We start from the raw sequence: 14,227 nt of genomic DNA on the forward strand, positions 1-14,227 counted from the left end.
TACACCTGCGCGTATCTTCTTCCCCGTTTTAGCATCAGTAACCTTAACAGACTTTTTTACCAACTCAGTCCCCGCAGGGATAGGGTCAATTACCTTAAGTCCGCTTTTAACCTTTTTACCGGCTGTGATTCTAATCGTGTATTCCAGTGTGTCTCCCTTTTCCGCGCTCTTTTTATCGACTGATTTTGAAACAAAGTAAGTCCCCAACTTGCTCCTGACCGTAAGCAAATCGGCAAGTCCCGCCAAAGCACTAACGGTATCGATTGTCAGCTCGACACCAGCAGGCTGAATCGCCATTACTGGTTCGGTAACTTCAAAAGTTCTTACATCACTTTCCGCTATTTTTGCAACACCCGAGAAAAGTTCCACTCGCCAGGCATACTTGCCCAACTCAAGCTCTTTAGCGCTAACCGGGTATCTTAACGATGTTTCCACAACTTTCGTCTCAAACCAAGGTGGATTAGCCTCCATAGCTTCGTAAGGCGTCTGTGCATCGTATATTTTAACCAGCCTAAACAGGAATGTATCGCCGACCATGGGAGTAGTGGTTCCCTCAAGGCGCCAGCTGAAAATTGGGGTTTTTGTGCCTATACGCACTCCATCTCCGGGTCTTATAAGGATGGGGCGGCGCGGGGTTCTAACCATGTGCTCTATGCAACTTTGCCCCAGAACCTCGCCCGTGGACGCGTTAACTACCTCAATGCATATTTTATACAATCCATCAGGAAGCTTTCTCGTTCTTTGAATATAGCTTCTGCATTCCTCGTTGTACCCCACATCGCGGAGTTTTCTTATGTCGCTATACCTTATTATTTTCGTTCCGGGTGGCAGTTCGAAATCATTAGTTTTCGCCTCAAAAACCACACCAGCGCCAAAAGGTGCTTCGCTTAAAACCGTTGCCGTGCCGTGGAGGTAAACCGTTAACGGTTCGCCGGTTCTGTTGTTAAGCGTTACCCACCATAAATCCTCGACAGCAAGCCTTTCGGGCGGAGGCGTGTGTATACTTACGCCTACCATGCCCTGTGCAAAAATTACAAGCGGCAAAAAAACAAGTACAAATCCTATGAAATACTTTCTCATGCTACCCTCCTTTACCAGTTAGTTTGAATTGATGCTTTAAACTTAAATTCATTAAAATCCTCAATCAAAGCTTCTGAAACTCCTCCGGACGAATCCTCGCTTTTGTTGTAGAACGAATTGTAAGCGCTCAGCCTTATGCCCAGATGTTTTGATATCGGCACTATGGTTGATAAGTCCAGAGTCACCCGCTGTCCCGACCAATCCGACGAGAACGAAAGTCCATAAGAGTTTTTCCACCGCTTTATTATTGGATGAGTGAACTCAACATTGCCGAGGTATGTGGGACTTTCCTCCGACGAAACAGTAACTACCTGGGCAGACAACGACAAAGCCACCTGCGACGGAAACGAAACGGTATTTCCGAGCGTTAGTGTTGCATAGCTATCCTTTGTAGTCTCACCGCTGCGCTTTTCGTCATTCTGCTGGTACATAAGCGATAATGATGCACTATTCTCCCCACCTAAAATGCTCATCGTATGCATTAACGATGTGTTAACCATAACATTAACGGCATCTTCGTCAGTCGGGGAGGTATGCTGGTTGCTTATCTGATAGCTTATGCTGGCGGTCGTAGCAGAGCCAATAAACAAATCCAATGACGCGCCAAAGCAATCGTAGTCGGTGGTCGATGAGCTTACTTTAAGAATGTTATCATGCTCTCTCTCGTAGGTTAATCCCAAAAACGCGGTGCCCCCGAAAAGCCCTTTATTTATCGACAGCGAATATCCCAGTATGTCGTTTCTTAGATAAGGAGTGCCGAAGGATTGGAATCCCGGACCTACAGCTTCCGCCTTAGCGTCGATGCTTGCTCCAAAGATGTTCATAGAAAGCTTCAGCGCCAATGCGTAGTCGAATGATGTCGAAATCTTCGGATTAACGATGTCAACAACCCACTTTGGCACCCCGGAAATAGTTAGCTGAGGAGTTCTCACATCACGGGTTACCTCACAGCCGACCACTTCCGCGCCAAGCAAAACTCCGCCGTTAAAAAACGATATTGCTGCATCAACGCCCAACACCCTGTTTTCCATTGGCGTAACGGGTTCATAGGATACAGTGTCCGAATCTACCACTACTGTTTTAAAATATTGCTCGATTGAATTAGGATTGTCCCGGGCGAAAAGTGCGCTAACATGAATGTGTGTCCCATCTCGCCGACCGAAACCCAATCTTGTCGCGTAAAGCATTTGAGAATATGTTGGCTCGGTAGAATCGGAACCCTCAACAGCGCGTTTAGTTTGCCCCAGAGCTAACGAAACATAAAACGGCATGAACTCAAGCTCTGCGTAGGCGCCGAGAACAGATGCGCCCGAAAGCGTCAGATCAGAAAAATAGGGATTGCACTTGCCGAATGTGAAACTTGAAATTCTAAGTGTTAATTGGCTAAGCGAGAGTTCTGGAGAAAGACTTTGCGGGAAAAGCGTAAGCCCGAGTTTATTCATCGCCTGCCTGAAATTCGAACCCTCGTTCGACACAAAAAAGTTAAGATTAATGGGCATGCCAAAAATAGTCAGGGTTGGGTTAACGAAGAACCTTACAGCGGTTTTCTCACCCTCGCGGGGACCAGCGCTAACGCTTGAATATTCGGTTTGCATTGAAGCCGAGCCAGAAAACTTTATCGGAGAACAAAGGCTTAAACTTAAAAATAGACTAAAGGCCAAACAAACCGTAAACAAAAGTCTTTTTCTCATAAAACCCCCTTTTATAAAAGTTATTAAAAATTAAGTGAGCTGGCAACAGAAGTTTTAGCTGCAGCGCGAGACCCGAAAACGCCAGCAATCAAGCGCAACGCAAAAAAGATTCACCCATTCTGTCTGAATTGAATTCTATACAGGTGGGCATAAAACCCGCCTTTGGCCAGTAATTCCTCGTGCTTTCCGGATTCTATGATTCTGCCGTTGTGAACCACTAAAATTTTATTGGCTTTCCTTATTGTGGACAGTCTGTGCGCCACAACGAGGGATGTTCGCCCCTTAAGAAGCCTATCGATAGCCTCCTGAATAAGCTTTTCGGTGTGGGTGTCTATATTTGCGGTGGCCTCATCGAGGATCAATATTTTAGGTTCGAAAACTAGCGCTCTCGCGAAAGATAATAATTGTCGTTCGCCTGCGGAGAATGTTGCTCCGCGCTCCGCCACAGGCTCGTCAAGTCCGCCCGGAAGCTTCTTTATAAACTCGTCCGCATTAACTATTTTAACCACTCTCATGAGGTCATCGTCTCCGATCCTTTTCTCAAAAAGTCTTATGTTCTCCCTTACATCGGTTGAGAAAAGAAACACATCCTGCAGCACCACACCCACAACGGTTCGAAGCGTCTTGAGGTCCCAGTCTCTGATGTCGACATCGTCAATGAGTATCTGCCCTTTGTTAACATCGTATAGGCGTGAAACAAGCGCAGTTATCGTGGTTTTGCCTGCCCCGGTTTCACCTACTATGCCCACGACTTCCCCGGGTTGGGCAACAAACGAAACACCGCGCAACACCCAATCTTTATCGTATGCGAACCAGACATCTCTGAACTCAACTTTCCCTCGAACCTGCGAGGGCTTTGGCTTGTAAACTTTCCGAACAACTTTTATCTCTGGTTTTGTGTCCATAAGCTTAAAAATCCTTTCCGCTGCCGCCATAGCAGATTGCATAATCGCGAACTTATCCGAAATCCCCATTAGCGGTCTGAAGAACATCTCTATGTAATACATGTAAGCCACAAGCATTCCCAATGACATCGCCTGCCTTATAACCTGACCACCACCATACCACAAAAGAAGCGCCAGCCCCATATTTCTGAACAGTCCCACCACGGGGTAAAACAAAGCGTTAACGAAAAGAACCCTCATTGTGGCTTTGAAATACCTCTTGTTAACCTCGTCGAACCTTTCTATAGCCCTTCTCTCCTGCGTGAACGCCTGAATAATGCGCACACCGCCGAAATCCTCCGAAAGCCTTGCATTAAGTGCTGCAAGCTCTCTCCTCATCCACCTGAACGCATCGCGGAGTTTACCACGCAGAATAGCCATGATAAGCGTTACAACAGGCAGCAACGCGAAAACAATAAGCGAAAGATTCCTGTTCATCATGTAAAGGATTATACCCACGCCTATAAGCACTATAATGTCCCGAATAAGCGCTACCGCCACCGAAGTAAACATCTCTGAAAGGGCATTAATGTCATTCGTCAAACGGGTTACTATTTTGCCTATAGGATTGCTATCGAAAAACTTAAGCGAAAGTTTCTGGATATGCGAAAACAGGTCGACTCTTATACCGTGCATGGACTTTTGCGCAACAAGGTTAAGCGTGAATATCTGCACAAAGTTAAGGACTAAAAGACCGATTAAAAGGACGAAGTAAAGTATTGCTATCCTTACTATTCCGCTTATATGCTGCGCACGAATCAACTTTATCTCTGCTGGCGGAATTTTGGAAAGGTTTTTATACGAAATAACATATTGTGGCAACCTTGGCTTTCGCGGAGTCTGCCTCATAAAAATGCTTTTCTTGGGCGGCGCAGTGAACTTTTCGCCACCTCTGCCTAAAACCGTAAGAAACAGCGAATCATAGCTTTTTATGATTGAAATAGCGGTATCCCTTAGCTGAGGCGGAATTTTCAGCGTGTCTATAGTCATGAATTTCATCGGAACGACAACCTTAAGACGCTGGGCAAGCTTCATATCAGCAGGGTCGATAAGGTTTCCATCGATAACGAACGAATCGCGCCCCACAACGAACATGGCAGCGCCATACTTATCTATGTAGCGTTTGGCAAGGGTATCGTGCGCGCTGAAATCGAAAAGCTGATAGTTAAGAACAATGTATTCATCAATGGCTTTTCTATCGAGGGTCGGAAGGTAAACATTAATCGCCGAGGAAGCTATAAGGACGAAAAAGGCGAGCACCATAAGCCATACATAGGGCTTCGCATACCTGAGAAGTCTCTTAACCAGTTTCGCATCATATATCTTTTGTCCCTTGAGGTCCTCATCGCTTATGTAATCCAACCGTGGCATAGCAAAATAAACAATATTGTCTAATACTATCCATCAATTGTGAGGAATCAAGCATAAAGGGAAGATTTTTTGGCAAGCACAATGGGGATCATCCTGCAAATAAAAAACCACAACAAAAACGCAAGCTTTATAGATACTCTATGTCCTCCTCCTCGCTGTCTTGTGGTATCTTGAGGTCTTTGAACGGCTCGGTTTCCTCAAGAACTTCTGGTGGTTTAAGGTCTTCCTTCGATGGAAGCTCAATAGTTTTATACCTTTTTTGCGAGCGGAGATTTATGTGGACTATTTTGCCCATGCCATCGTCCTTAGCCATCTCATCAGGGTTTAGCGGACGAACGCGAAGAAGCAAAAACTCGTTAAAAGAGCGAATACGATAAACAAATATCCTTGCTATCTCTCTTAAATACATAAAATCGAGATTCATTAATTCTTCAGGTGGAGTTTCGAACAGCGGATAAAGTAGCGGGCTGCCTGAGAAATCTTCCCCAAAATGGGAGGCAACTTCATCTTTCATTTTTTCTATCTTTTCCTCAACTTCCCTGATCTCAGCAAGCACGGCGTCTCTGTTGTAACTTGCATAATGCATTTTGGTTAAAAGTCGCATTCTCTCCGACTGAAGCTCATCTATTAGGCGGAATTTTTCGAGTATTTCCTCGTAACCCTTGGTTTTGCGCGGTTTTTTGAGGTTTTCCTTTACTCTTTTTTGAACGAGTTGCATCACGATTCTATCCACGAAATCTGTCCTGTGAGGCACTGAATGCTTGCATTTGTCCCGGCACGCATAATAAAGCGTTGGAATCCTCTCACCCTCAGTGAATGCGCGAGGTGTGTAGAGGTCCATAGGTTTGCCGCAATACCCGCAAAAATAGATTCCGAGCCCATGAAAAATCGAGTAAGGTCGTGTTTGAATCCTGACGCGGATGAGCCTCTTTTTAAGAGTGCTTATGCGGGTTAATTCGGACTCCTCCGCAAACAAACGCTTATTCTTGCGATTAATTGAATTTCTTCTTTCGATTCTTGCCATTATGTTTTCTCCCGCTCCACTACTTTTGCGAGTCCAGCAAGTTTTTGCCCGGGTTTAAGCATTATTAGTCTAACACCCTGAGTGTAACGCCCCATAACAGGCACCTCGCTCACCGCTATTCGTATAAGTATACCGTCAGAGTTGACAAGCACCACCTCATCATCACCATCAACCTCAACGGCACCAATTATTTTCCCAGTTTTGGGAACCACTTTCATAGCTTTGATGCCCACGCCGCCGCGCGATTGAACGCGAAACTCCTTTATCTGCGTTCTTTTGCCGAATCCATTTTCCGAGGCGAAAAGTATCGTGCTCTCTGGATTCTCTATGCCGACCATAGCAACGACGCTATCCTCGCCCCGAAGACGAATCCCCATAACGCCACGAGCACTGCGCCCCATTATTCGAACATTGCTCACCGGAAACCTTATCGATTGCCCCTTCGCAGTAACCAGAAGCACATTCTGCTCCCCATTAACGAGACAGCAACCTATCAGCTCATCATCCCTGTCGACCGAAATCGCCACCACTCCACGCCGCCTTGCGTTGGCGAAAGCCGAAAGCGGAGTCCTTTTAACATAGCCCCGCCGCGTAACAAAGAAAACATTGCTCCCGTCGTCGAATCCTCTCGTCGTCACAGTGGATGCGATGGAATCACCGGGCTCCATTCTCAAAAGATTAACAATAGCAGTCCCGCGGGAGTAACGCCCAGCTTCCGGTATCTCGTAAACTTTAAGCGCATACGCTCTGCCCCGCCTCGTGAAGAAAAGCATGGTATCGTGATTTGACGCTATGAACAGGTTTGACACGAAGTCGGTTTCCGTTGTGGTCATTGCGGTTATGCCTTTTCCACCGCGCCGCTGAGCACGATAAGAGGATATGGGTGTTCTCTTTATGTATCCGCCCCGAGTAACTGAGACCACCATCTCCTCATCAGCTATTATGTCTTCGATATTAATTTCAGATTCAGCATCGATAATCTCCGTTCTTCTCTCATCTGCATACTCAGCCTTTATCTCCCTCAATTCATCGGAAAGGATTTGAAGCACTCTTCTTGGTTTCGCCAATATGTCCTCATAATCTGCTATCTTTCTTTTCAGTTCATCCAGCTCAGCAAGTATTTTTGCCTGCTCAAGCGATGTTAACCGCGAAAGCTTCATGTCAAGAATCGCCTGTGCCTGCGTCTCAGTCAGTGAAAGCTTGCTTATGAGCGCTGACTTGGCACTCTGAACATCCTTGCTTCCTCTTATTATGGAGATAACGAGGTCAATGTTCTCAAGAGCCACCTTCAGACCTTCAAGTATGTGTGCTCTTTCGCGTGCTCGCTCGAGTCTATACCTCGTCCGGCGAAGGATCACCTGCTGCCTGTGCTCGATGAAAGCATTAAGAAGCTCTTTAAGACCCATCACCTTCGGTCGTCCGTTCCTTAGCGCAAGGAATATTATTCCGAAACTCGTTTGAAGCCTCGTTAGCTTGTAGAGTTTATTTATCACGACCTCTGGCACCTCGCCTCGCTTCAATTCTATAACTACTCGCAGCCCCTCACGGTCAGACTCGTCCCTTATATCAGCTATCTCCGACAGGCGCCCCGACTGAACGAGCTGCGCTATATGGGCTATAAGCTGTGCTTTGTTAACCTGGAACGGCAACTCGGTTATTATAATCTTATCCCTGGTTCCCTTCTGGCCATGCTCAAGGTGCATTCTTGCCCGAAGTGTTATTATCCCGCGGCCAGTGCGGTAAGCCTCGACTATACCCTCCCTGCCAACGATTATCCCGGCAGTAGGAAAGTCAGGACCGGGCAGATAATTCATCAACTGCTCCACATCAGCGTCTGGATTCTCTATGAAAAAAAGCAACGCATCGATAACCTCGCCAAGATTGTGAGGCGGGATGTTTGTCGCCATTCCTACCGCTATACCCGATGCACCATTAACCAGTAGATTGGGGAATTTACCTGGCAGATATAGCGGTTCAGAAAGCGTATTATCGTAGTTTGGAGCGAAATCCACTGTCTGCTCGTTGATATCGGCGAGAAGCTCCTCAGCCAGCTTTTCCATTCTGACCTCAGTATAACGCATAGCAGCAGGAGCATCGCCATCTATAGAGCCAAAGTTGCCCTGTCCATCTATCAATGTGTATCGCATCGAGAACGGCTGCGCCATCCGCACTATGGCGTCGTAAATAGCCTCACCACCGTGGGGATGATACTTACCCATAACATCACCAACCACACGCGCAGACTTTTTATACGGTTTATTGTGGGTGTTGCCCATCTCAAACATGGCGTAAAGGATTCGCCTCTGGACCGGCTTGAGCCCATCACGAACATCTGGAAGTGCACGGCCAACGATGGTGCTCATCGCATAGTCAAGATAGGAATGGCGCATCTCTTCTTCTATATCGACGGGCAAGATTCGCTGTTTGTCATCCGCTGCGCTCACCTTAACCCTCCAAATTTGAGCGTGATAAACCTAACCAAATTTGTTAACTATATCCTTTAACTCGTTTATTTTCCAAACATTAACATATTAAATATAATCATTTTTCTGAAAAATAAATCCATCATCAATGCCACCACAGCGGCAACGGCGTATTCACCAGTGTGAGATATGCTCACATCAACACTAATCACCTTTTTAGCAACATTCTCTGGCAAAACGAGCTTGGGTTTTCCCGATTCTTCGTGCATTATGCTTATCTTCTTTGGGCTTATCCGCCCAAAAACCTTGATGCAGGCTTCTTTTGCAGCCCACATTCCCGCAAGATGAGGCGAAGGGTCGGCTTTGCGGTTTAAATAATTGATCTCATCCTCCGAAAAAATCCGTTTCACAAACCTATCCCCATAAAGCTCATAGAGTTTCCTTATTCTTTCTATCTTCTCGATATCCACACCAACAGCAACCCTCATTTCCCCTCCAGTGTTAGTTCATTCTCAAAAACTTCCCTTAAAAAGTTAGCCAACTCAGCAGGACGCATATCTGAGTAATTCTCGTATGCTATCGGTTTCCCAATCAAAATTCTAACTCTTGACGGCGAAATTCTTATAGCACCTCTCGGAAGGATGTTTCTGCTGCCAAAAATTCTTACAGGAATTATGGTTGACCTGGCAACTCTTGCTGGTCTAAGAGCGGATGGGTGAAATTTACCTATGGTTCCATCCGTGGACCGCGTTCCCTCAGGGAAAATAGCGACTCTGCCGCCTTTCATCAGTTCTTCTGCGACAATGTTAAATCTGCGAAGCTCCTCACGGCTTGGTCTGCGCCCGACAAAAAATGTCCCGAGCTGTCTCATCCACAGCCCAAGAAGCGGGACCCTCAAAAGGCTTTCCCGGGCAATGAATTTTGCGCGTTCGTCAACGAAGCCCATAACGAGAGGTATGTCAAAAAAGCTCTGATGGTTTATGATGTAGACGATATTACCGGCATCGCGAATAAGGTTTTCGCGCCCGTGAACGATGACGGTAGAACCGCTAAGATAAACGACAAACCTTCCCCACACTTTGGCAAGAAATCGCAATACTTTCTCGCGAGCCGCTTTACCAAAAATTATTCCCACAATAACCAAAAACGCAAATGGAATGAGTGTAGCAATGAAAGTGATTAAAAACAGCACCGCATAAATTATCGTGAAAACCATCGTGGAAATTCTTTTAGGCAAGTTCCCCATCGCTAACCTTACACTAATTCGGATTCGTACTGCTGAAGCATGTATATCTCGTAGTAATAGCCCTTTTTCTCTATTAGCTCTTGATGAGTACCCACCTCAATTATTCTTCCTCTGTCGAGCACAACAATAAGGTCCGCATCCTGAAGTGTTGTTACTCTGTGCGATATGAAAAGCGTTGTTTTCCCTTGGCGAAACTCCTTCAGATTATGAAAAATTTTGTTTTCGGTTTCGGTGTCAACAGCGGAGAGGGCATCATCAAGAATGAGAATCGGTGGGTCTAAAAGCAGTGCTCTCGCTATCGCAAGCCTTTGTTTCTGACCACCAGACAATGTCACCCCTCGCTCTCCAACCATTGAATTATAGCCATCGGGAAATGTTCTAACATCAACATCAAGCTCTGCTATTTTAGCAGCTCTTATAGCTTCCTCATCCGTCGCATCCGGACGACCAAACTTTATGTTTTCCATTATAGTATCGGAGAAAATGTAGCCATCCTGCGGAACCAGTCCGATACTTCCTCGAAGCGCATTGAGATCGTATTTCCTCACATCCACTCCATCCACGAAAACTGTTCCTTCTGGCGGGTCATAAAGTCGGGGGATAAGCGATATTAATGTCGTCTTCCCCGAACCGGTTCTTCCCGTTATCGCGATAAACATTCCCTCATCTATTTTCAAATTTATGTCCTCAAGAGCAGGTGGCAGATAGTCCTCATAGCGGAATGTAAGATTTCTAAACACTATCTCTCCGCGCACCTTTTCGGGTTTATAAGCATCAGGAGGAGAAACTATGGCAGGTTTGCGCTTCATAACATCCATTATTCTCTCAAGCGATGCTTTACCTCGCTGATAAAGGTTAACGACCCATCCGAGAGCTATCATGGGCCATATCATAAGCCCGAGGTAGCTATTGAAAGCGACGAAGTCACCCATGCTCATCTTCATTAGAATGACTTTCGTTCCTCCGACAAGCAGGATAAGCGCGAAAACCATTCCCACCACAAATCCTATCGACGGTTCAAGGAGTCCAGAAATTATAAGCATTCTTATGTTCTTTTTTACGAAATCCCAGCTTCTTTCTCTGAAGCGCTCAGTTTCCGCTTCCTCTCGAGCATAGGTTTTTATTATCCTTATTCCGCTTATAGCCTCGCGGGCGAAATCAGTAAGCGACGCGAACGCAGCTTGAACCTCTTTAAAGCGCTTTCTCATTATGTTTCCGAAATAACCCACCACAAAAGATAGCACAAGCATCGGCGGCACGATGTAAGCGGTAAGATTTGCGTTTATTATCAGCATCATGGAAATTGAGGCGACAAGAAGAATAGCAGTATCTATAAGCGAGGCGGTCCCCATGCCGACCATCATCCTTACGGAATTAAGGTCATTGGTGGCTAATGCCATAAGATTTCCCACCTTGTTTTTTGCGAACCAGCCGGGCTCAAGCGAGATAAGATGCTTGTAAAAATCGTGCCTGAACCTCATCTCCATGCGGCGGGAGATGCCTATTATGAGGTATCGCCAGAAAAAACGCGATATTACGATTCCAATGGTCAGAAGCAATATTATTCCAGCCAACTTAAGTAAGAATTTTGGGGTGGCAAAACCGAGGGCAAGCCTGTCTACTCCCACGCGCACTATTCGCGGGATAACTATCTGGAGCCCATCGACCACAAGAAGGGATAGCACACCCAGCCAGAATACTCGCCCCTCACCAGAAAGGTAGGGTCGCAATGTTTTATAAATTTTTAACATGGTAAAATATTATTAATTAAATAGTATTTATCAAAAGTTCCAACGCAATATTATTGAAAAAGCTCGACGACAATTTTCGCTGCCCTTCCCGCAGCCCCTTTCGGTCCAAGCAAATCTCTCAGGGAAAGTAACTTTTTGCGCAATCGCATGTTCTTCTCACGGTCGCTTAGGAGTTCATCGACTGCCTTTATAACCTTCCACCTTGGGATTCGCTGAATAAACTCTGGCAAAACTTCCTCGCCGGCTATTATGTTCGCTATGGCGAAATATCTCGTTTTTATGAGTAGTCGTCCGAGATACCAAGAAAGCGGGTCAACCCTGTACACCACCACCGCTGGCAGCCCTAAAAGCATGGCCTCAAGAACTGCCGTACCAGATGCTATCAGCCCTGCATCCGCATAAGCCATGGCTGAATAGGTAAGACCATCCACGGTAACCACAAAATCTGGCAAACTTATTTTCTCAAAAAGCCCTTTAACATTTCGCGCAACAGGAATCACGCCAATAAGTTCCTTATGCTTAAGCCGCAGAACACTGACGACATCAATCATAAGCTCAAGCAATCGCCTTACTTCAGCCTCCCGTGAGCCTGGCATTATCACCAAAAACTTTCCCCGATGCCCTATCGCTTCGCGAAACTCCCCCTCATCACATTCAGGTTTCACGACATCGTAAAGCGGATGCCCCACATAGGAGACTTCAACTCCATGCGCAGCGTAAAACTCGGGCTCAAAAGGCAATATGCATATCATCCGATCCACATAGCGTTTGATTCTTTTAACCCTTCCCTCGCCCCACGCCCAGACTTGAGGAGAGATGTAATAAATTACTTTGGCGCCAAGTTTGTGAAGTTTGCTGGCAAGCCTTAGGTTAAACCCGGGAAAGTCCACAAGTATTGCACCGTCACTCTCTCGCCTTTTGAACTCAGAAACGATTTCGGAAAGGATTTTTTTGTAAAAAAAGAACTTCTTTGCCACATCTGAAATTCCCATCGCAGCCATATCCGCTATATCAACCACTACATCCATCCCACAGGCTCTTAGCCTATCGCCCCCGATGCCCCAAAATTCTGCCGATGGCTCGACCTTTTTTATTTCCTCCAATAAAAGCGATGCCTGAAAATCCCCGGATTGCTCTCCTGTAACGACGAGCAGGTTCACCAACTCACCTCCGTGGTCCATCCAGCACGAACGGAAATTGTGTCATCAAAAACCTCGGTGAATTCCCCCAAAACGAAGGGTCTATACTTCCCCGCGGTTACCCTGCCATTGCCGTCCTCGTCGCGGAATCTTATCAAAATATAACGCCCTTTGACCACAACACCTGAAAAACTCCCATCATTGCTACGATTAAGCCGATAAATCCTCTTGTTCTCGACATTTTTCGCGAAAATCAATCTTTTATAAGTATCAGATGGGCATTTGACCCGTATTTCCCCAAACAATCTCTGAGCATAAACGAATTCAACTGAGTCGGATGTGCAGTTTCCGTAGTCATCGCACAAAGAATCGAGGTGCAAAATGAACCTTTCCCCCACTCTCATGTCGGGACTAAAGATGAAGCGAATAGCATTTGGTGAAATTTTCTCTGCCCTTACGGAACCGGGCAAACCGCTGATTTTCACTACAGTTGGTTCGTCAAAAACAATCGTAAAATCGGGTTCGACAATGCCAACGGTTTTCTTTTTCGGCGATACAATCCGCGGCGGAAGAGTGTCTGGTGGCATCGTATCAGTTACTTCCCGAGAAAGTGAGTCGCAATTGCCGAATTTATCACAAAATTTGGCGCTAATCATAAATTTCTGTGGCAAGCTGTCGAAACGCGCAAAAACTAAGGACGAATCAGTAATTGCCCATAAATCACTCGGCTTGATTCCATTGGCCGCAAGCGAAAACGCTTTCAAATCCAAACATTCCGAAAATCTTAGCGCAAAAGTGTAACAGTCCGCTAAATCAACGCTACGGATAGACGGCGGAGTGGTGTCGAATCTGGCTACCATCACTGCAATTCTCTCCATATCCGGGACGATTGGGCCTATTGCTCCGAACGACACAAGGGCGCTGTCCTTCCCGATAACCTTGGCGACGATAATAACGGAATCGCGTGGTAAATAACCTATTTTGAACTCGCCGTGGGTTCCGCTTACGGTGAACATAATTGTTGACAAGCTATCGCTTAATGCATAAACGAGCGCACCACTTACGGGATTAAGCTTTTCGTCGAAAACAAAGCCACTGATAATGCCTTTTTCAATGGTTTCACCTGTTGAAAAAGCGAAAGTTATCGTCCTCCCGATTTTGTTTCCGTGCAAATCAGAAAGGTCCGGCATGATGTGAACAATGTAAGTCGTGTTGGCTTTAAGCCCACTGTGATAAATCAAAATGGATTTACGCTTGAATTTGACCTTCATCCCCTTGGGCGTTGGAAAAATTCTTATCGCTTTTGGGTCAGGTTTTATGCGCTCATCAAATCGGATTACTATAATCGAATCGAGCGGGACATTGACAGCGAGGTCATTAGGATATGTTTCAATCACTTTTGGGGGCTTCTTATCGATAGGTCCGCCAGGTGGCTTTGCTATCTTGGCGCAGCCTACCAAAACAAGTGCCACTAAAACTATCAGGACGAGAATGTTTCTTAAATAGAGCATAACGAAAAATAAATTCACAAAAGTGAAAGAACAAACAAGTTTATTTT

Annotated in this window: 10 protein-coding genes; all 10 read right to left on the reverse strand. The window is 45.9% G+C overall.

Annotated features, from left to right (window positions below):
• Positions 1-1,080 (reverse strand): DUF11 domain-containing protein (locus J7J62_01725; protein ID MCD6123876.1); only part of this gene is annotated, 1,080 nt, incomplete at its 3' end.
• Between the two features lie 11 nt (positions 1,081-1,091).
• Positions 1,092-2,771 (reverse strand): hypothetical protein, encoded by a 1,680-nt coding sequence (locus tag J7J62_01730; GenBank protein MCD6123877.1) that lies wholly within the window; start codon positions 2,769-2,771, stop codon positions 1,092-1,094.
• A 110-nt stretch (positions 2,772-2,881) separates the two neighbouring features.
• A complete protein-coding gene (locus J7J62_01735) occupies positions 2,882-5,086 on the reverse strand; it encodes an ABC transporter ATP-binding protein (protein ID MCD6123878.1) in 2,205 nt (734 codons plus the stop codon).
• A gap of 127 nt (positions 5,087-5,213) precedes the next feature.
• Positions 5,214-6,110 carry a hypothetical protein gene (locus J7J62_01740; GenBank protein MCD6123879.1) on the reverse strand — a complete coding sequence of 299 codons (897 nt, stop codon included), beginning with the start codon at positions 6,108-6,110 and terminating at the stop codon, positions 5,214-5,216.
• Positions 6,110-8,500: a DNA gyrase subunit A gene (gene gyrA, locus J7J62_01745; GenBank protein MCD6123880.1), complete on the reverse strand. Its 2,391-nt coding sequence runs from the start codon at positions 8,498-8,500 to the stop codon at positions 6,110-6,112. The genes J7J62_01740 and gyrA overlap by 1 nt, the downstream gene beginning before the upstream one ends.
• Positions 8,501-8,619: 119 nt before the next feature.
• Positions 8,620-9,021 carry a holo-ACP synthase gene (acpS, locus tag J7J62_01750; GenBank protein MCD6123881.1) on the reverse strand — a complete coding sequence of 134 codons (402 nt, stop codon included), beginning with the start codon at positions 9,019-9,021 and terminating at the stop codon, positions 8,620-8,622.
• Positions 9,018-9,779 carry a 1-acyl-sn-glycerol-3-phosphate acyltransferase gene (locus J7J62_01755; GenBank protein MCD6123882.1) on the reverse strand — a complete coding sequence of 254 codons (762 nt, stop codon included), beginning with the start codon at positions 9,777-9,779 and terminating at the stop codon, positions 9,018-9,020. Before J7J62_01755 ends, acpS begins: the two co-directional genes overlap by 4 nt.
• Positions 9,780-9,787: 8 nt before the next feature.
• Positions 9,788-11,530 carry an ABC transporter ATP-binding protein gene (locus J7J62_01760; GenBank protein ID MCD6123883.1) on the reverse strand — a complete coding sequence of 581 codons (1,743 nt, stop codon included), beginning with the start codon at positions 11,528-11,530 and terminating at the stop codon, positions 9,788-9,790.
• 50 nt (positions 11,531-11,580) lie between these two features.
• Complete coding sequence (gene lpxB / locus J7J62_01765; protein ID MCD6123884.1) at positions 11,581-12,711, reverse strand: lipid-A-disaccharide synthase; 1,131 nt, start codon at positions 12,709-12,711, stop codon at positions 11,581-11,583.
• A complete protein-coding gene (locus tag J7J62_01770) occupies positions 12,687-14,180 on the reverse strand; it encodes an Ig-like domain-containing protein (GenBank protein MCD6123885.1) in 1,494 nt (497 codons plus the stop codon). The genes lpxB and J7J62_01770 overlap by 25 nt, the downstream gene beginning before the upstream one ends.
• Between the last annotated feature and the right edge of the window lie 47 nt (positions 14,181-14,227).

Source organism: bacterium (assembly GCA_021159335.1).
Lineage (GTDB): Bacteria > UBP14 > UBA6098 > B30-G16 > B30-G16 > JAGGRZ01.